Origin of the sequence: Lysinibacillus sp. NPDC097287 (assembly GCF_044761695.1) — a bacterium.
In the GTDB taxonomy this organism is placed as follows: domain Bacteria; phylum Bacillota; class Bacilli; order Bacillales_A; family Planococcaceae; genus Lysinibacillus.
Window position 1 is genome coordinate 559,508 of the sequence record NZ_JBIWCX010000001.1, and the last position, 18,733, is coordinate 578,240.

Below are 18,733 nucleotides of genomic sequence, written 5' to 3' on the forward strand. Positions count from 1 at the left end.
AGCACTATGAAACTCCTAATGCTTTAAAAATAGCTTCAAATGAATCTGGATCTGGTAATAAGAAGAAATGTCCCCTTACCGTCTCGTGATCCTCAACTCCGTCTTCAAAAATGGATGTGTTAATTACGATGACATTATCACCTACATGTGATAATTCGATTAAGCCAATACTAATGATTGCACCAAACATATCTACACTTAAGCCAGGCACTGTCGGGTAAATTTTTAAATTCGTAAAATCTGACAAAGCTGATAAATATGAACCTGATAAAATATTACCCATTTCTTGCATCGCCGATAAACCTAATTCTGAAACTGGTGGATTTTTAAAATCGAATGATTCATCCTGAATTAGACGTCGAATAAAACGATTAGCTTGTTCAATTGGTAAAATAAAGAACATACTACCTTCCGCATCACCCTCGATACGTAAGAAAATACCGACAACTACGTTTTCAGATCCCCCTGCAAGTTCCATCATGTCATTAAATGACACCATTTCCACCTTAGGTACACGCATATCAATTTTCTTACCGAGCAAATCAGAAAGTGCTGTTGCAGCATGCGCAGCACCAATATTTCCGATTTCTTTTAATACGTCTAAATGTAGTGATGTAATCTTCTGATTATATGCCATTTGTCATCCCTACTTTAGTGGATTTAATACTTTCTCTAAATGCAATAAAATCAATAAACGTTTATCTAATTTTGCTACACCAGAAATAAACTCTTCTCCTAATGAGCCGACTACTTCTGGTTGTGGTTCAATTGAATTCGCTGCAATGTCTAACACATCATTCGCTGAATCTACAACAAAGCCGACTTCCATATCCTCTAAAGAAATAATAATGATACGTGTTGTTTCTTCATTTTCTGAAATTGGCAATTCAAAACGTTCACGTAAATCGACAATTGGTGTAACAACACCACGTAAGTTAATAACACCTTTTACATATTTCTCAGTTTTCGGTACACGTGTAATATGCATTAACTTTTCAATTCCTTGTACATGTGACACAGGAATCGCATATTCTTTATCTGCTAATTGGAAAACAATCACTTTAATACTTTCTTGTTCAATTGCGTTTGTCATGGTTAACACCTCTCTTATTCATCCGCCTTATTTAATCAGTGCATTGCAATCTACGATTAATGCCACTTTCCCATTACCTAAAATTGTCGCACCTGAAATTGCAAAGATATTTGTTAAATAGTTACCTAATGATTTCAGTACAATTTCTTGTTGGCCAATGAATGAATCAACAACTAAACCAGCAAGCTTCTCGCCTTTACGAACGATAACTACCGAGCGGAATTCATCGTCCTGTACCTCTTTACTTGGTACCTCAAAGATTTCCTCTAAAAATACAAGTGGTACAACTTTACCTCGGAAGTCAATTACCTTTTGGTTATGTGCATTCATAATGTCTGAAGAACGAATAATTGATGTTTCAATAATTGATGATAATGGAATTGCATAAATCTCTTTTTCGATTTCTACTAACATGACAGAAATAATCGATAATGTTAATGGTAATTGAATAGAGAAAATAGAACCTGCATCTTGTGTAGATTCGATTGAGATATTACCACCTAACGATTCAATCGTTGTTTTCACAACATCTAGACCAACACCACGGCCTGATACATCCGAAATAACATCGGCTGTCGAGAAGCCAGAAGCTAAAATTAGCTCGTTGATTTGTTTATCTGACATGGCTAGCGATTGTTCTTGTGTCACAATCCCCTTAGAAATTGCTTTTGACAGTACTTTATCACGATTAATCCCTGCACCATCATCTTCAATTTCAATAAAGACATAGTTACCACTATGGTAAGCACGAAGAACAACTGTCCCTTCTTCTGGCTTACCTTTCGCTAAACGCGCTGCTGGATTTTCAATACCATGGTCTACAGAATTACGAATTAAGTGAACAAGTGGATCACCAATCTCATCGATTACAGTACGATCAAGCTCTGTTTCGGCCCCAATAATTTCTAGATTGATTTTTTTATTTAAGTCTCGAGATAGTTGGCGAATCATTTTCGGGAAGCGGTTGAATACCGTTTCTACCGGTACCATGCGCATCGTTAAAATAATTGTTTGTAAATCACCCATTACACGGCTCATTCGTTCAACTGTTTCATTGAGTTCATTGTGATTAACCTCTGTAGCGATCGACTGTAAACGCCCACGATCAATTACAAGTTCTTCAAATAAGTTCATTAAAATATCAAGACGTTCAATATTTACACGAATTGTTTTATTCCCAACAGCTGCGGTTTTAACAGTCGTAGCTTTCTCAGGTGCTTTAGCAGGCGTAGGTGCAGATGGAGCTACAGTATTTTCTGCTTTCACATCAACTACCTCTACTTCTGCTTCGGCTTCTGCACGCTCTGAATATTTAAATTGTTCGATCGTCAACGATACTACTGTTACTTCTTCGACTTCCGATACTTTCAGCAGTTTTTTCTGCATATCTTCTGGAGATTCTTTCGTTAAATACGCAACATGAAACTGTTGATCGAATTGTTCATCCTCTAATTTTTCAACGGATGGGGATGATTTAATGACATCTCCGTCCTTCTCTAAAATTTCAAAGACCATGAACACACGCGCGGCTTTCAATAAACAATCTTCGCGTAAACGCACAGTGATTTCAAGCGCATTGAAATCTTGTTCAAAGGATTGTGTAATAACAGTTTGTTCAAAGCTATCGTATTCAAGTGCACTCGCCACAGGTGCTTCAGAGACAACAGTGGCAGCTACTTCCGCAACTACTGACTCTCCAGACTCAATAAGTTTCAGTTTTGCAACAGTAGAAGAAACATCGCGTTTCCCGTCACCACCATTTGCAATATCCATTACCATTTCTTCTAAATGATCAACAGATTCAAATACAACATCTAGAATTTCTGGTGTAACATGAATTTTTTCATTGCGAATCGCATCTAACACATTCTCCATTTTATGTGTTAAATCTGCTAAATCTTCAAAGCCCATTGTCGCTGACATGCCTTTCAATGTATGCGCTGAGCGGAAAATTTCTCCGACAATTGTTAAATCATCAGGATTTTTTTCTAATTCTAATAAATGTTCGCTACAAGCTTGCAAATGCTCTTTACTCTCTTCGATAAACATCTCTAAATATTGATTGACTTCCATAAGAGGACACCCCTTTTAAGGCAAATATTTCATTATAGTTTGTGCAATATCATCTATATCAGCTACTTCATCGACAAGTTGCGTTTCCACCGCAGCTTTCGGCATACCATACACTATGCAAGTTTCAGCTGACTCTGCAATAGCCATTACATTTCCGGTACTTTTTAAAACTTTTAACCCTTTTGAACCATCATTGCCCATTCCAGTCATAATGACAGCTATTTTATCAAGATCTTGAAATTGACTTACGTCTTCGAACATTACATCAACAGATGGGCGATGTCCTGACCTTGGTGACTCTTTATTATCAAGAACAATCCCATAAGAGGTACCTAGTTTTTTAAATTTCAAATGGTAACCTCCTGGTGCTATATAAGCAACACCATTTTGTAAAATATCGCCTTGCTCAGCTTCTTTCACATCAATTTCACTCAATTGATCTAATCGAATGGCTAATGACTTTGTAAAACCAGCTGGCATATGTTGAACAATTAATATAGGTGCCTGAATATTTTTAGGAATTTTCGTAATTACTGTTTGTAAGGCTCGAGGCCCTCCAGTTGAAGTACCAATAAGTACAACCTTTTTACTTGTTCGGCTCCAATCAACTCTTTGCCTCTTGACTTCAACAGTCGGAATAATTGTAGAAGTACCTCTAGTTTCGTTGATAGATTCTTTTCTTCTATTACTATTAATTAGTGTCAGTTCTTGTTGCTTTTTTCCAGAAGGTTTTTTTAATTTAGAGATAGGTACTAATGCTGCCTGCTCAACTTTACGAACAAGTTCATCTTGGATTTTATGCAAATCGAGAGATATCGTTCCGCTAGGTTTTGTGACAAAATCAACTGCTCCATATTCAATTGCTGTTAATGCATCTTCAGTCCCGCTCTGCGTTGTACTTGAAAGCATTACTACCGGCACTGGACAAATTGACATAATTTCATTTAATGCATCCAGCCCGTTCAATTCTGGCATTTCAATATCCATTGTCACAACATTTGGCTGTAGTTTTTGAATTTTCATCAAAGCATCTTTACCATTTCGTGCGGTACCAACTACTTCAACCTTCGAGTTTCCAACAAAAAAGTCACTAATTAGCTTTCTCATAAAAGCAGAATCATCTACAACTAAAAGCTTGCTTTTATCTGAGAAGTCCAATTAATCACGTCCTTTCGAAAAAATACTTTTAAGTTTAGATAAGAACTTATTGGATGCTTGCTCATGTGCATGAATTTCTTCTACACGCTGATCAATAAAACGAGCTACAATTAATTGAAGCGTCTTCGTTATTAATGCATCTGGATAAGCTATTGAAAATGGTACTTGTTCACGAACAGCTTTTCGAACAACAGGGTCCTCTGGTAAAGAACCTAATATAATGACATCTTTACCTAGGAAACTTTTCATAGTTAGCTTCAAACGATTAAGTGTTTCAAGTCCTTCTTCTTTTGAAAAAGTACGATTACATAGAATATAAAATTGTTTGTCTGGGTCCTTTAGATGAATATACTTCATCATCGAATAGGCATCCGTAATGGACGTCGGCTCGGCAGTCGAAATGACAACAATTTCATCTACCGATATTAGTAAATCCAACGACCAATTTGTGATTCCAGCTCCCATGTCAAATAAAATATAGTCGAAGTTTTTTTGGAGCTCTTCAAAAGCGTGGATGAGGCGTTCAAACATTTCCTCTGACCATTCCAATAAGCTCGACATACCTGACCCTCCAGAAATGTACTGTATACCTGAAGGCCCTTCGAACAGTACTTCATCTAGTGCTTTATTACCTTGTAAGTAATCTCTTAAACTATAAGAAACACTTTTTCCAATTAAAATATGAATATTGCCCATACCAATATCCATATCAACAAGGACAACCTTCTTTCCTTTTCTTGCTAACGTCGTTGCAAAATTAGTAGAAAAATTACTTTTCCCGACACCACCTTTACCACTTACGACTGCAATTGATCTTCCTAAATCGCCTTGATTTTTCAACATTTTCAAGCGCAATGATTCTGCTTGGTCTCTCATTTTTCTTCACCTTGGAAAAACAAATTAAGTACTGCTTCTAAGTCAGCTTCTTCAATATCTTCTGGTACTTCTTGACCATTCGTATAGTAAGCAAGTCCTTTATTATATTTAATCATTAAATTAATCATTGCGCCAATAGAATTTGTTTCATCTATTTTAGTGAAAATGAATTTTTCAATTGGTAATTGCTCAAATTGATCGATAATTGTAGACATATCTTTCTCTTTAGCAGTCATGGAAAGTACTAAAAAGGATTCTGCATCCTCATTAAACTTAATGAGACGCTGCAAATCATCGACATATTTCACTTCTTTGTAATTTCGACCCGCAGTATCTATAAATACTAAGTCAAGGTGAGAGAGTTTTTGAATGGCATGTTCATAGTCTGTTGCGTTATAAACTATTTCAACAGGTGCTTGTAGTAATCCCGCATATGTTTTTAATTGTTCAATAGCGGCAATACGATAAGTATCTGTCGTAATAAAGCCTATTTTTTTCTTTTTTTCTAGTACAGCTCTCGCAGCCATTTTAGCAATTGTTGTCGTTTTTCCGACTCCAGTAGGACCTAAAACATTAATATATTTACGCTCATAAGATAACCCATTAATTGGTAACATTTCAAGTTCTTTGCGCAAAATATTTTTCGAAATGAGCTTACATTGCGAGAAATTTATCTCAGATGCTTCTTTAAAATGCGCAAAAAGCTCATCACCAATCGTTGTGATGAGCTCCTCACTTAGCTCTTGTTTCCTCAAGTATTCAATGAAGGGTAAGAGTTCATCTGGATATTGAGCTTGGGTAGTCTTTTTATGCATTGATTGCATTAAAGATTTTAAATCTGCAATTTCTTTTTTCAGTTCTTTAGGAATCCCTGTATCATCTAGAGTTACTTTCTCATGCTCTACATGGTTTTGCTGAATTTGTGCTTGCATTGCATTGGTGATTTCTTGTAACTGAGTACTCTCCCTCATCTTAAATGAAGGTGGGGCTGTCACTGGAGCCGAATAGCTCGGCTCCATGCGATCAATACCCGCTATAACTTCAAAACTTTTCTTTTTAATGAGTCCGAAAAATTTCTTTGTTACAACTACTTTTGAATTTAAAATGACTGCGTCCTCGCCTAACTCTGCACGTACAAGCTTCATTGCTTCAGGTATGGAAGATGCGTTATATTTTTTTGTTTTCAATCTACGTTCACCACTCCAACACTTTGAATTTCAATTGCAGCATCCAATTCATTATAAGATAACACTGGTATTTGAGGGAAATAACGTTCTATCAACTGACGTAAATACATACGCACAGCTGGTGAACATAGTACGATAGCGGACTGTTCCATGAATGACACTCGTTCCACTTCAGCAGCAATCGACTCTAATATCATTTGTGAATCTTGAGGATCCATCGCTAAATAATTACCATGATCTGTTTGTTGAATACTATCAGCAATTGTTTTCTCAACTTTACCCGAAACAGTAATTACTTTTAACGACGAGCCGTCTCCATTATACTGCGCTGTAATTTGACGAGCTAACGCTTGACGTACATACTCAGTTAATATATCGGTATCACTCGTTAGTTTTGCATAGTCGGCTAATGTTTCAAAAATAATTGGTAAATTACGTACTGACACACTTTCACGTAATAATTTTGCCAATACTTTTTGAATTTCACCTGTTGATAACGGAGCTGGTGTCAACTCTTCGACTAAAATCGGATGTGATTCTCGTAAATGATCGATTAATTGTTTTGTTTCTTGACGACCTAATAATTCGTATGAATTTGCGCGAATCATTTCGGTTAAGTGTGTCGAAACAACACTTGGTGGATCTACTACAGTATAACCAAGCATTTCAGCGTCTTCTTTTACTTGCTCTGTTATCCATTTTGCCGGCAAGCCAAATGACGGTTCAACTGTATCGATACCATCTATTGAATCATCGTCCCCAGGACTCATTGCTAAATAGTGGTCCAGTAAAAGTTCACCTCTTGCTAATTCATTCCCTTTAATTTTAATACGATATTCATTTGGTTGAAGCTGAATATTATCACGAATTCTCACTACAGGGATAACGATTCCTAACTCTAGCGCTAACTGTCGACGAATCATAACAACACGGTCAAGTAAATCCCCACCTTGTGCAGCATCTACTAAAGGAATTAAACCATAACCAAATTCAAATTCAATCGGGTCAACATTTAATAAATTCACAACATTTTCAGGGCTCTTCATACCGTCTGTTGCCACTTCTTCCTCAATTTCAAGTAATTCTTCTTCATCTTCCGGCTTCTTACGTTCCATTTTATACGCACCTGCGATTAAAGTTAAACCAATCGGTAGCGTAATCCAATTTGGAATTGGTGTAAATAAACCTAGTAAAATAATTGTACCACCTGCAACATAGAGTAACTTTGCTTGTGCAAAAAGTTGCCCCACAATATCTTCGCCAAGACTACCTTTAGAAGATGCACGTGTAACAACAATCCCTGTCGCCGTTGAAATTAAAAGTGCTGGAATTTGTGATACAATTCCGTCTCCAACAGTTAACTTTGAGAAATGTGTCGCTGCTTCTCCAAACGGTAACCCCATTTGCACAACTCCAATAATAATCCCAAATAATAAGTTGATAATAACCATGACCATAGAGGCGATGGCGTCCCCTTTTACAAACTTGGTCGCACCATCCATCGCACCATAAAAGTCCGCTTCCCCGGACACTTTTTCACGACGCTCACGAGCCTCACGTTCTGATATTACACCTGCATTTAAATCTGCATCGATACTCATTTGTTTACCTGGCATCGCATCGAGTGTAAAACGCGCTGCTACCTCAGCAACACGTTCCGCACCTTTTGTAATAACGATAAACTGGATTAATACAAGGATTAAGAATACAACGAGACCAACGAGAATGTTCCCTCCTACTACGAAATCGCCAAAGGTTTCTACAACTGAACCTGCATCACCATTCGCTAAAATAGCACGGGTTGTTGAAACACTCAGTCCGAGTCGGAATAATGTTAACAGTAAAATTACTGATGGGAAAATAGAAAAATCTAATGCTTCCTTCATACTCATTGCTGTTAACAGTACAATTAATGCTAATGTAATATTGATAACAATGAGGAAACTTAACATCCACGTAGGAAGAGGGATGATGAGCATCGCTACGATTAAAATAACCGCACCTAAAACCCCTATATCGCGAACTTTCATTTATGTCCCTCCTACTTAAAGGTTTTAAATTTTTCGCTTAATACGATATACATAAGCGAGTATTTCGGCTACTGCTTTGAAAAATTCATCTGGTACTTGATCACCAATTTCCACTTGGTCATACATCGCACGCGCTAACGGTCTGTTTTCAACCATTATCACATCATGCTCTTTTGCGATTAGCTTAATTTTCTGAGCGACAAAATCTGTACCTTTTGCAATAATGCGTGGTGCTTCCATACTGTCTTCATCATATTTAAGTGCAATCGCATAGTGAGTTGGGTTCGTAATGACAACATCCGCATTCGGTATCTCCGACATCATACGGCGCATCGCCATTTCACGCTGACGCTGTTTGATTTTGGATTTAATCAACGGGTCCCCTTCACTATTTTTATATTCATCTTTAATGTCTTGTTTCGACATTTTAAGATTTTTTTCATAATCATATTTTTGATAGATCCAGTCTAATAACGACACACATAACAATACGAGCGAAGCAGCTATACCCATAATAGCTACCAATTTCCCTACAGTTACCAGTGTCTCCCATGGACTTTTAAATGATAGAGCTAACACTTCATGAAGGTTTGTCCATATAATGATGGTCGTAACTCCACCTATAAAGGTGATTTTCAACGTGGATTTCAAAAGCTCCACTATGGCTTTCACTGAAAATATTTTTTTTAATCCTTTAATCGGATCCATTTTTTTTAAATCAAATTTCATTGGTTCCATTGTGAAAAGGAAACCGAATTGCAAATAGTTAGCGAATAGTGCACCAACAAAAGCAATGGCCATTATCGGTACGATAATATAAGCCATCTCTACAAGCATCTTAGTGAATAACTGCATCACACTATCTATCGTGATGGTTTCAACATGCATATTATGAATAAATGTTTCTTTAAAGAAATCCAACAAATTGTCGCCAAATGAGCTAGCGAAAAATAATAAAAAGATAAAAACCATGAGCATGACAATCGCACTCGAAATGTCCTGACTCTTAATGACTTGTCCTTTTTTACGCGCATCTTGACGTTTTTTCGGAGTCGCTTTTTCAGTTTTCTCACCAGCAAAGAATTGCAAATCTAAATCTAGTAGTAGTAACATCTTATCCACCACCTAAAATCGCCATTAAATCACGCATTGCATAAATCATAATGGTAATAAGCTTTTGTATTACTTGTATCATGACAGCCATCATCGTAAACAATATTAGAAAACTAACACCTATTTTAATTGGAAAGCCGACAACAAAAATATTTAATTGCGGTACCGTTTTTGCTGTAATTCCCAATGCTAAATCCACTAAAAATAAAGTGGCAACTACAGGTGCAGCCATTTGGAACGCAATGGCAAAGACAGCTGTGAATGTGGTAATAACAAATTGAATATAATCATCATTCGCAAAATTAGGAAACCCTTGATCCATCGGCAAAAACTGATAACTATAATAAATTCCATCTAAAATCATATGATGACCATCTATTGCTAGTAAAAATAATAGAGACAATGTGTTAAAAAACTGACCAATTAATGGACTTTGAGCCCCAGTTTGAGGATCAATAATGTTTGCAATCGCAAATCCCATTTGGAAATCGATAAAACTTCCGGCGATTTGTATAGCGGACATAATAATATAACCAATTAGTCCTAGTAAAAGCCCAATAAGTGCTTCTTTTATTATTAAAAGTATGTAATCTCCATTAAAAATAAATGGTTCAATATCAATCGTGTAGTACATCATCCAAGCTAAAACGAATGCGAGAGTTATTCGTACTTGCTGTGGAATTGTTCTGTACGAGAAGAAAGGTACAGTGACAAAAAAAGCTGTTACACGCACAAGTACTAATAAGAAAACCGTTATTTGTGGGATTAATTCATTCATCTACTCACCCTATATAACGTGTTAAATTCTCAAAAATATCTCTCGCATAGCTCGTTACTTGTGATAGCATCCAAGGTCCAAAGAATACAATAGCTACTAAAACAGCTACAATTTTTGGTACAAACGCTAGTGTTTGCTCTTGGATTGAGGTTGTCGCTTGGAAAATACTCACCGCAAGTCCTGAAATTAAAGCAACTAATAATAGCGGTCCGCTAGTTAGAAGGATAATCATTATGGCACGCTCTGCAATTGAAATAACCATTTCACCTGTCATATTAACTCATCCCCTAAAAACTTTGTAGTAATGATTTCATCACGAGATACCAACCATCTACAAGTACAAATAATAAAATTTTAAACGGCAATGAAATCATAACAGGTGGTAACATCATCATCCCCATCGACATTAATGTACTTGCAACAATCATATCGATTACTAAAAACGGAATGAAAATCATGAAACCAATTTGGAACGCTGTTTTAATTTCACTTAACGCAAACGCAGGTACGAGCATTGTGAGTGGAATTTCTTCCACAGATGCAGGTCTTTCTGCTTGGTTATACTTTAAAAATAAATCTAAATCTTTTTGCCGTGTGTGCTTACTCATAAACTCTTTAAATGGCATACTAGCACGGTCATATGCTTCCTCAAGACCGATTTCCTCGGCAAATAAAGGTTGCAAGGCTTCCTTATTCACTTGTTGGAAAGTAGGCGCCATAATGAAAAATGTTAAAAATAATGCAAGTCCGACAATAACCTGGTTAGGCGGCATTTGCTGTGTCGCAAGTGCAGTTCGCACAAATGACAACACAATGACAATACGCGCAAATGATGTCATTAAAATTAATATACTTGGAGCTAAAGACAAAACCGTTAATAATAATACGAGCTTAACGGAAGTAGAGACATTGGTCGGATCACTAGCCGAAAAAGAGTTGAGGAAATCATTCATTAATCATCATTCTCCTTTTTCTTCCATCTCTCTATTTCTTCACTACGCTCATGTTTTATTTCTGAAATCTTTTTCTCGAATAACTCGCCAAATGTAGTTTGATTTTCTTCGACATTCGATGAAGTGCTTTGAGGATTTTTTTTGAATTTGGATAGTAATTCGGCAATATATGGTGATGATGCTGCATATTCTTGTCGTTCATTGTAAAGCGCTAATAGCTGTTCGACTTCTTGCGGGTCAGTGATTTCACGTAATAACTGTACATCTTCACCGACACCGACTAAGTAAAGCGATTTACCTACTTGCAGAAGTTGTACTGATTTTTGTGCCCCCAATGATATGCCACCTAAATTTTGTACCATTTGATTATGCTGATATTTTAAATTTTTCTTATTTAAAAATTTCATCAGAGCATAAAATAACGCCACAACAAAAATAAGTGCCAAAATCATTTTTATGTACTCCCAAGCAGACACATCTCCAGCTGCTGATACGACTTGATCTTTCTCAGCAGCTGGTTCTGTGTCATCCTTACAAGCTTCTGGATTTTTCCAACAATCCTCGATACTATTCGTATTAGTGTTCGCATAAACAGAAGGCTGCATTGGGTATAAAAACAAAAATGTTACAAGAAATGCAAAAATCATCGCAAATTGAAATGATTTATACACTTGCATTCTATCAACCTAGAGCTTTTTGAATCGCTTCAATTACGCGGTCTGCTTGGAAAGGTTTAACGATAAAATCTTTCGCACCAGCTTGTATTGCATCGATTACCATAGCTTGTTGTCCCATTGCTGAACACATAATAACAGTAGCATTTGGATCAGTGCCTTTAATTGCTTTTAATGCAGCGATACCATCCATTTCAGGCATAGTAATATCCATTGTTACTAAGTCTGGTTTTAATTCATTGTATTTCTCAACTGCTTGTACACCATCAGCAGCCTCTCCTACAACTTCAAATCCATTCTTCGATAAAATATCCTTGATCATCATGCGCATAAAAGCTGCATCGTCTACAATCAAAATTCTTTTAGACATGGTTAACTCCTCCAATTGAAACTATCTTAAATTATTTAAACGTTCTGCTTGACTTAAAACATCTGTAATTCGAACACCGAAGTTTTCATCAATAACAACAACTTCACCCTTAGCAATTAAACGACTATTAACTAAAATATCAACAGGTTCCCCTGCTAATTTATCTAATTCAATAATCGACCCACTTGAAAGGTCTAAAATTTCTTTTACAGAACGTTTCGTACGTCCTAACTCTACAGTAACTTGTAATGGAATATCAAGTAGCATATTTAAATTTCTGGCTTCTGAATCCGTAATAACATTTGTATCAAAGCTAGCAAATTGTGCTTGTTGAACATTTACAGGTTGTGCAGCTCTTTGAGATGTCTGGATTGTTTGCTGTTCTTGATATACCGGTTGTTGTATTGGCGGTGCTGGCTGCTGATAAGCTGGTTGTACCGGTGCTGCTGGTTGAGCAACTGGTGGCGGTGGCGCCACCGGTGTAGCTTGCATAGTAGCAGCTACTGGTTCTTCAACAGCTTCCGTTTCACCTAAAAGTGATTTTACAATATTTTGACTGAACTTCAACGGTAATAATTGCATTAAATTAGAATCAATTAAACTACCAATTCTTAAGCGGAAAGATACTTTTACAAGTAAATCATCTTCCGGAATATTATCTCGACCTTCATTTTGAGAAATATTCATTAGATCAATAGATGGCGGAGAAATATCTACTTTTTTATTAAATACAGTTGACATTGAAGTAGCAGCAGAACCCATCATTTGATTCATTGCTTCTTGCACAGCACTTAACTGAATTTCTCCTAGGTCTGGTTTTGGATTTAATCCATCTCCACCTAACATTAAATCTGCGATAATTGCAGCATCTGATTGTTTAATAACTAGTAAGTTCATACCAGTTAAACCAATCGTATATTCTACTTGTACAGCTACATAAGGGTGAGGAAATTCCTCCTCTAATTTGTTACGGTTAATCATGGAAATACTAGGTGTTGTAATATCTACCTTCTGACCTAACAGTGCAGAAAGTGCCGTAGCTGAGCTACCAAAAGAGATATTTCCTACCTCGCCTAACGCATCTTGAGCGAACGAATCAAGGTAATCCTCAACTCTTATATCATCATTTTCATCATTTGAAGAAGCTTCATTGGTGTCATTTTTATCTTCCAACGTCTCGCCCCTTAATAAAGCCTCAATTTCTTCTTGGGAGAGCATTTCATCACTCATCTTCGTCTCCTCCTTTCAAAGGGTCGATAATCTGGATTGCTAATTTTTTACCTTGTTTTCCGGGCTGTACTGTAAATTTCGGTAAAGTACCTACTCTTAACATAAGTGGATCTGCAATTTTTTGATCTAATTGAATGACATCTCCAATTTGCATTAAGAGGAAATCTTCAATCGTAATATCTGTAATCCCAAGTTCCACGGAAAGTGGTAATTGTGCTTGTTTAACTCGTTTTTCAAGCATTTGAGTTTGTTCTGGAGACATTTCTTTTGTATTAGTTTGCATCCAGTAACGTACTGATAGATTTGGTACAATTGGCTCCAAAACAACATGCGGTATACAAATATTAATCATACCGCTTGTCTCTCCAATAATCGTATTTAATGAAATAACGACAACTGTTTCATTTGGAGAAATCATTTGTAAGAACTGAGGATTCACCTCAAGTTCAACTAAAATCGGATCGATTTCAGCGATATTTTCCCAGGCCTCGCGTAAATTATCGAATGAACGTTCAAAAAGATTTGTCATAATTTTTGTTTCGATTTCTGTTAAGTTATCGACATTACTATGACTCGCCCCACTACCGCCCATTAAACGGTCTAGCATAGAGTACGCGATGTTTGGGTTTATTTCCATTAAAATATTACCATCTAGTGGCGGTACTTCAAACACATTGATGAGTGTCATATTCGGTATCGAACGTACAAACTCTTCAAATGGTATTTGGTCTACTGATGCTACTGTAATTTGCACATAACTTCTAAGTTGTGCTGAGAAGAAAGTAGTCAGTAATCGTGCAAAGTTTTCGTGTATTCGGGTCAAACTTCGGATTTGATCTTTTGAGAAGCGAAGCGCTCGTTTAAAGTCATACACCTTCACCTTGCGTACTTCATCTTCTTTTTTGATGTCATCCGCTGACATTTCTCCTGTCGATATTGCGGAAAGAAGCGCATCTATCTCAGATTGGGACAACACATCTCCTGCCATTTGCCCACCTCCATTTCAAGCTGTTTCTGTTTTATGAAGTAACGAAGGAGGTAAAATAGATTTCCTGAATTTCTCCTTCTTGCATCAATTCATTTAATTTTGTTTTTAATGTCTTTTTAAACATTTGCTTTCCTTGTTTGCCCTCTAAATCCTCTTGAGTCATTTCTGAAAGTTCTTCAATAACGATGTCATTCGTTTGGAACTCACGTTGTACTAACTCCGCTGCAGCATCCTCACTTGTTGTTTGGATTTTCAGCTTCATTTTCACAACTCGTTTATCAGCAAGATTGGTCATAATTTCCGGAACATCTACAAGTGTTACAACAACTTCTTCAATAGATGGTTCAAGTGATGCTGCCGGCTTATTAAACTGTGTAAATAATACAAAAAGAACTACCCCTACTAGTGTAATCAACACTAGTAAAATAAGCAAAATCGTTAACAATTTATTATTCTTCATCTTCTTCACCTCGTAGATGCGGGTTTGATAATACTTGTATATTTTTATAAAAGGCTGATACCTTTTGTCGCACCTCATCCTCACTCTGTAAAACAATGACCTTCGTGCCCGTCGTCAACGTAATAGTTGTATCTGGAAATGATTCGACGGTTTCTATGTATAAAGCATTCAAGGTGAACGCTTTTCCATTTAAACGTGTTAGTTCAATCATTGAAATAGGGCCGGGTCTATGCTTGAGAGCCGGCCCGACCCTCCCTCATATTATTGAATTTGGTGTACTATGTTACAAGAAAAAAATTATCGTTTTAAGTTTACTAATTCTTGTAGAATTTCATCTGATGTTGTAATGATACGTGTATTTGATTGGAAACCACGTTGAGCTACGATCATTTCTGTGAATTCTTCAGATAAGTCAACATTAGACATTTCAAGAGCGCCTGGTGTGATTGTTCCCATACCAGCAACTGTTGCTACTTGAGCATAAGGAGCACCTGAGTTCGCAGTAACTTGGTAATAGTTACTACCTGATTTTTGAAGACCACCAGCATTAGGGAATTTTGCCATGATTATTTGACCCGCAAATTTTAATTCACCATTCAAATCCACATACGAGATCGTACCATCTGCTCCTATACTTAGCTCTTTAGCAGTTGTAGGAATACGGATTGTGCCTATCTCACCTTCATCCGGTGCTAATACACCATCTTCATCCATTAAATTAGCACCCTCGTCACCTGCAACATTTGGTTTCTCTTCTAGTGTAATTCCCTCGTCATCTGCAACATCTGCATATTCATCTGCTCTTACTCCAACAAGGTACTTACCTTCAGCGTTAACTATATAACCATTCTTATCCATGTAAAAATTACCAGAACGTGTGTACAAAATGTTACTAAATGCATCTTCACCAGTCTCCTGAATAATCCCATCATCATCCGCTGCTGTTCCATCCGCAACTAAGAAGAAGCCATCACCTTGTATCGCAAGGTCAAGTGGGCGATCCGTCGTTTGGCGAGAACCACTGCCATGCACTGTATCAATCGCAGCTAACGTTGAACCCAACCCTACCTGTATAGCATTCGTACCACCTCGAGTAGCCGTTGGTAAAGAGGCACCTGCACTAGTTTGAGACATAATGTCTTTAAAAATTACACGCCCCTTTTTAAAGCCATGAGTATTAACGTTTGCGATATTGTTACCGATAACGTCAAGTTTCGTTTGGAAGTTTTTCATTCCTGAAATTCCTGAATACATAGAACGTAACATAAGTTGTCGTTCTCCCTTCAATTTTGAATTGTGTGCTTCTTTCATTCAGCAACACATAGGCTTCCTTACTTCAGAAGGTCCAGCCTTATAGCACAATCGTGCCGTCAATATTTGTAAACAGTTGTTGTTTTGCTTCCGTGCGGTCCATTGCTGTAATGACAGTCGCATTTTTTGCACTGACAATTAAAGCCGCTTGATCCATCAAGACTAATGGTTGATTAACACCCTTTTGGCGTGCCTCAAACACCTTGTCCGAGACTATTTGCCATTCTTGCTCAGATATAGTAATATTACGCTCCACTATACGTTCATTCGCATGTTTACTCACTTTCAGCTCTTGCTGCTTCGTCGCTTCTTGTAAATGCGTTAAAAACGAATGTTGAGACTTTATAGGTGTCGGTTGCGTTTGACGGATAAGTGGCTGCAATGGCACACGATGAATTGCAAATTTGTCCATCTTTATCCTCCGCCTTTATTCGCTAACTACAGTAAAGTCCTTGCCTGTTAACTTATTTCCGTTATCAAGTATATAATAGATAACGCCGTCTTTATTTGAAACAGAAGCGATACGCCCTTGTACTTCCTGTTCACCATCTTTATAAGTTACTGTTTTCCCAATCAGCATACTTGCTTGAACTAATGGCGGTTCTTTATCAATAGTTGAACCATCGCCTGTACTGCTTTCTGCACCACCTAAAATGGCTGAAATATTTCCAGGGTTAATTTCCTTACCATCAGCTAATACGAATACCACATCACCCTCCACAAACTTCAATGATTCGATGACTCCTTGGCCTTCCGCTACAATTGGTTTACCCGCTTCATCCAGTTTTTCTGTCACTTCATGCCACTTCACTTCTTTACCAACGAATGTTGTGTAGCTCATGAGCTGAGTTTGCTGTTGAGAGGCTAGTAATGACTCCATCGCTTTTGTCATATTTTGCATTTGCTCTAGTGATGAGAACTGCGCCATTTGTGCGATAAATTCACGGTCATCCATCGGGTTTGTTGGGTCTTGGTTTTGCAATTGTGTAATTAACAATTGTAGGAATGCGTCTTTACCAAGTTCACTATTACCAGTTTGCTTTGTTGGCTTCTGATAGTTCGAATAGTAAAGATCGTCCGTTACTTTTGTACCCGTTGTTGTAGTATCTGGCATTGTCTACACCTCCTCGTTTATTAAATAGTCACTAAATGACATTGTTTCTTCTTCTTCATCATGCTTATTATCTTGCTCTTCTTGCTGCTGTTGCTTAAAGAAGTTATTGAAGAAGTTTTGATCACGTTGCTGACGATCAGCATCTTGTAATGATTGGGCAATATCAAGTCGATCTAGTTGGATATTTTGCTGTGCAAAAGCTAATTTTAACTGTTGTGATTGACTATCAAGTAACTCACGGCCGTGTGATGTTGACGCAAGTAATCTTGCTGTTAATACACCATCATTTTGCACAAGCTCGATTCGAATTGTCCCAAGATTTTCAGGATACAGTTTCAATGTTAAGCGTGTAATACCTTGCGCATTTGAGATTTGTGCTTTATTAATAATTGCTTGCATCTCTTTTAGTAAAGCTTCAGATTGTGCCGGTTTTGCTGTTGGCAACGTCACTTGGAATGTATCTGGCTTTGTTTGCACAGTATTTGCTGTTACGACTTCGTTTGCACTTGTATCAGTTTGTTGTGTTGTTTGTACTGCTTGCGTAACTACTTGTTGAAAGCCTTGTAACGGTAATGTCACAGTTGTTTTTGTTGTTACTTGCTGCGCAGTTAAAATTGTTTCGACCTGTGTTTGCATTGTCGCAAGGAAATTTTTCGCCGTTGTTAGTAAATTTTCTTGTGGAGCTGTTAAATCCGCTTTTTGACTCATTAACTCAGCTAGCTTCAACAACTGTAATAATTGATTCACTTCTTTAGGCGTTACTTGTTCTTCCCCTTGTAATGCAGAAACAATTTGTGCTTGTAATAATGGAGCTTGTTCATCTACTAGTGCAAGCAATTCCCATACATCGCTTGCCTGTTGATCCTCACCTAATAATTGTTGGACAACTTGCAGTAATTGCTCTGCGTCGATATTAAGTGCAGCCATTAAATCCTCAAGGTTTAACATTTCGTCAATAGCAACCGCTTTACCGTCTTCTCCTACTTGAAGCATTAATAATCCATCATCATGTGGAATATTTAGTAAATCAAGTAGTTCTTCGAGAGACTCCACATTTAATAGTTCTGCTAACTCCTCTAATCCTGCTTCGTCCTGTACATTAGCTTGCTGTGTCGTTTGGTTAGTCTGATTTGCGGACGAGATGACCTTATCAAATACAGAACCAAATTTCGACATACTATCTTTCCGATTTGTGGCATCCACTTGTGGAGTGGGACTCTTATTCGTATTTGACGTTGCCACAGGAGCAGATGATTTTGGTGTTACCGTTTTTGCTGACATCATTTGCATCATTCCTATATTCATGTTTTTCACCTCCTTTTTAT

General features: G+C 37.3%; 21 protein-coding genes. All 21 read right to left on the reverse strand.

Features of this window, described 5'->3' with window-relative positions; all coding sequences use genetic code 11:
- Window positions 1–4: 4 nt before the first annotated feature.
- Window positions 5–637 (reverse strand): chemotaxis protein CheC, encoded by a 633-nt coding sequence (locus tag ACIQ2D_RS02605; RefSeq protein WP_402858925.1) that lies wholly within the window; start codon window positions 635–637, stop codon window positions 5–7.
- A 9-nt stretch (window positions 638–646) separates the two neighbouring features.
- Complete coding sequence (locus ACIQ2D_RS02610; protein WP_402858928.1) at window positions 647–1,093, reverse strand: chemotaxis protein CheW; 447 nt, start codon at window positions 1,091–1,093, stop codon at window positions 647–649.
- A 27-nt stretch (window positions 1,094–1,120) separates the two neighbouring features.
- A complete protein-coding gene (locus ACIQ2D_RS02615) occupies window positions 1,121–3,166 on the reverse strand; it encodes a chemotaxis protein CheW (RefSeq protein WP_402858931.1) in 2,046 nt (681 codons plus the stop codon).
- A gap of 15 nt (window positions 3,167–3,181) precedes the next feature.
- Window positions 3,182–4,324: a protein-glutamate methylesterase/protein-glutamine glutaminase gene (locus ACIQ2D_RS02620; RefSeq protein ID WP_402858934.1), complete on the reverse strand. Its 1,143-nt coding sequence runs from the start codon at window positions 4,322–4,324 to the stop codon at window positions 3,182–3,184.
- Window positions 4,325–5,200: a MinD/ParA family protein gene (locus tag ACIQ2D_RS02625; RefSeq protein WP_402858937.1), complete on the reverse strand. Its 876-nt coding sequence runs from the start codon at window positions 5,198–5,200 to the stop codon at window positions 4,325–4,327.
- On the reverse strand, window positions 5,197–6,387 hold the full coding sequence (flhF, locus tag ACIQ2D_RS02630) for a flagellar biosynthesis GTPase FlhF (RefSeq protein ID WP_402858939.1): 1,191 nt from the start codon (window positions 6,385–6,387) through the stop codon (window positions 5,197–5,199). The genes ACIQ2D_RS02625 and flhF overlap by 4 nt, the downstream gene beginning before the upstream one ends.
- Complete coding sequence (gene flhA, locus ACIQ2D_RS02635; RefSeq protein ID WP_402858942.1) at window positions 6,384–8,417, reverse strand: flagellar biosynthesis protein FlhA; 2,034 nt, start codon at window positions 8,415–8,417, stop codon at window positions 6,384–6,386. The genes flhF and flhA overlap by 4 nt, the downstream gene beginning before the upstream one ends.
- A 24-nt stretch (window positions 8,418–8,441) precedes the next feature.
- Window positions 8,442–9,530 (reverse strand): flagellar biosynthesis protein FlhB, encoded by a 1,089-nt coding sequence (flhB, locus tag ACIQ2D_RS02640; RefSeq protein WP_402858945.1) that lies wholly within the window; start codon window positions 9,528–9,530, stop codon window positions 8,442–8,444.
- 1 nt (window position 9,531) lies between these two features.
- Complete coding sequence (gene fliR / locus ACIQ2D_RS02645; protein WP_402858948.1) at window positions 9,532–10,308, reverse strand: flagellar biosynthetic protein FliR; 777 nt, start codon at window positions 10,306–10,308, stop codon at window positions 9,532–9,534.
- Window positions 10,309–10,312: 4 nt separating this feature from the next.
- Window positions 10,313–10,582: a flagellar biosynthesis protein FliQ gene (gene fliQ / locus ACIQ2D_RS02650; RefSeq protein WP_024362021.1), complete on the reverse strand. Its 270-nt coding sequence runs from the start codon at window positions 10,580–10,582 to the stop codon at window positions 10,313–10,315.
- 13 nt (window positions 10,583–10,595) lie between these two features.
- On the reverse strand, window positions 10,596–11,261 hold the full coding sequence (gene fliP / locus ACIQ2D_RS02655) for a flagellar type III secretion system pore protein FliP (protein WP_402753742.1): 666 nt from the start codon (window positions 11,259–11,261) through the stop codon (window positions 10,596–10,598).
- Window positions 11,261–11,938, reverse strand: coding sequence for a flagellar biosynthetic protein FliO (locus tag ACIQ2D_RS02660; protein WP_402858951.1), 678 nt, complete (start codon window positions 11,936–11,938; stop codon window positions 11,261–11,263). Before ACIQ2D_RS02660 ends, fliP begins: the two co-directional genes overlap by 1 nt.
- 4 nt (window positions 11,939–11,942) lie before the next feature.
- A complete protein-coding gene (locus ACIQ2D_RS02665) occupies window positions 11,943–12,305 on the reverse strand; it encodes a response regulator (protein ID WP_402753740.1) in 363 nt (120 codons plus the stop codon).
- Window positions 12,306–12,326: 21 nt separating this feature from the next.
- A complete protein-coding gene (fliY, locus tag ACIQ2D_RS02670) occupies window positions 12,327–13,535 on the reverse strand; it encodes a flagellar motor switch phosphatase FliY (protein WP_402858954.1) in 1,209 nt (402 codons plus the stop codon).
- Window positions 13,528–14,523: a flagellar motor switch protein FliM gene (gene fliM, locus ACIQ2D_RS02675; protein WP_402858957.1), complete on the reverse strand. Its 996-nt coding sequence runs from the start codon at window positions 14,521–14,523 to the stop codon at window positions 13,528–13,530. Before fliM ends, fliY begins: the two co-directional genes overlap by 8 nt.
- A 31-nt stretch (window positions 14,524–14,554) precedes the next feature.
- Entirely contained in the window at window positions 14,555–14,983 is a 429-nt protein-coding gene (fliL, locus tag ACIQ2D_RS02680; RefSeq protein ID WP_402858960.1) for a flagellar basal body-associated protein FliL, read from the reverse strand.
- Window positions 14,973–15,194 (reverse strand): flagellar FlbD family protein, encoded by a 222-nt coding sequence (locus tag ACIQ2D_RS02685; protein WP_402858963.1) that lies wholly within the window; start codon window positions 15,192–15,194, stop codon window positions 14,973–14,975. The genes fliL and ACIQ2D_RS02685 overlap by 11 nt, the downstream gene beginning before the upstream one ends.
- Window positions 15,195–15,280: 86 nt before the next feature.
- The gene (locus ACIQ2D_RS02690; protein WP_402858966.1) at window positions 15,281–16,249 is read right to left on the reverse strand and encodes a flagellar hook-basal body complex protein; all 969 of its coding nucleotides are present in this window, start codon (window positions 16,247–16,249) and stop codon (window positions 15,281–15,283) included.
- An 85-nt stretch (window positions 16,250–16,334) separates the two neighbouring features.
- Entirely contained in the window at window positions 16,335–16,706 is a 372-nt protein-coding gene (locus ACIQ2D_RS02695) for a TIGR02530 family flagellar biosynthesis protein (RefSeq protein WP_402858969.1), read from the reverse strand.
- Window positions 16,707–16,721: 15 nt separating this feature from the next.
- On the reverse strand, window positions 16,722–17,408 hold the full coding sequence (gene flgD / locus ACIQ2D_RS02700; protein ID WP_402858972.1) for a flagellar hook assembly protein FlgD: 687 nt from the start codon (window positions 17,406–17,408) through the stop codon (window positions 16,722–16,724).
- Between the two features lie 3 nt (window positions 17,409–17,411).
- Window positions 17,412–18,713: a flagellar hook-length control protein FliK gene (locus ACIQ2D_RS02705; RefSeq protein ID WP_402858975.1), complete on the reverse strand. Its 1,302-nt coding sequence runs from the start codon at window positions 18,711–18,713 to the stop codon at window positions 17,412–17,414.
- Window positions 18,714–18,733 lie beyond the last annotated feature (20 nt).

Bases quoted from the DNA above. Each gene is read 5' to 3' on its own strand.
- ACIQ2D_RS02605 (WP_402858925.1), bottom strand. From the start codon at position 637: ATGGCATATAATCAGAAGATTACATCACTACATTTAGACGTATTAAAA.
- ACIQ2D_RS02610 (WP_402858928.1), bottom strand. From the start codon at position 1,093: ATGACAAACGCAATTGAACAAGAAAGTATTAAAGTGATTGTTTTCCAA.
- ACIQ2D_RS02615 (WP_402858931.1), bottom strand. From the start codon at position 3,166: ATGGAAGTCAATCAATATTTAGAGATGTTTATCGAAGAGAGTAAAGAG.
- ACIQ2D_RS02625 (WP_402858937.1), bottom strand. From the start codon at position 5,200: ATGAGAGACCAAGCAGAATCATTGCGCTTGAAAATGTTGAAAAATCAA.
- flhA (WP_402858942.1), bottom strand. From the start codon at position 8,417: ATGAAAGTTCGCGATATAGGGGTTTTAGGTGCGGTTATTTTAATCGTA.
- flhB (WP_402858945.1), bottom strand. From the start codon at position 9,530: ATGTTACTACTACTAGATTTAGATTTGCAATTCTTTGCTGGTGAGAAA.
- fliR (WP_402858948.1), bottom strand. From the start codon at position 10,308: ATGAATGAATTAATCCCACAAATAACGGTTTTCTTATTAGTACTTGTG.
- fliQ (WP_024362021.1), bottom strand. From the start codon at position 10,582: ATGACAGGTGAAATGGTTATTTCAATTGCAGAGCGTGCCATAATGATT.
- fliP (WP_402753742.1), bottom strand. From the start codon at position 11,261: ATGAATGATTTCCTCAACTCTTTTTCGGCTAGTGATCCGACCAATGTC.
- ACIQ2D_RS02660 (WP_402858951.1), bottom strand. From the start codon at position 11,938: ATGCAAGTGTATAAATCATTTCAATTTGCGATGATTTTTGCATTTCTT.
- ACIQ2D_RS02665 (WP_402753740.1), bottom strand. From the start codon at position 12,305: ATGTCTAAAAGAATTTTGATTGTAGACGATGCAGCTTTTATGCGCATG.
- fliY (WP_402858954.1), bottom strand. From the start codon at position 13,535: ATGAGTGATGAAATGCTCTCCCAAGAAGAAATTGAGGCTTTATTAAGG.
- fliM (WP_402858957.1), bottom strand. From the start codon at position 14,523: ATGGCAGGAGATGTGTTGTCCCAATCTGAGATAGATGCGCTTCTTTCC.
- fliL (WP_402858960.1), bottom strand. From the start codon at position 14,983: ATGAAGAATAATAAATTGTTAACGATTTTGCTTATTTTACTAGTGTTG.
- ACIQ2D_RS02685 (WP_402858963.1), bottom strand. From the start codon at position 15,194: ATGATTGAACTAACACGTTTAAATGGAAAAGCGTTCACCTTGAATGCT.
- ACIQ2D_RS02690 (WP_402858966.1), bottom strand. From the start codon at position 16,249: ATGTTACGTTCTATGTATTCAGGAATTTCAGGAATGAAAAACTTCCAA.
- ACIQ2D_RS02695 (WP_402858969.1), bottom strand. From the start codon at position 16,706: ATGGACAAATTTGCAATTCATCGTGTGCCATTGCAGCCACTTATCCGT.
- flgD (WP_402858972.1), bottom strand. From the start codon at position 17,408: ATGCCAGATACTACAACAACGGGTACAAAAGTAACGGACGATCTTTAC.
- ACIQ2D_RS02705 (WP_402858975.1), bottom strand. From the start codon at position 18,713: ATGAATATAGGAATGATGCAAATGATGTCAGCAAAAACGGTAACACCA.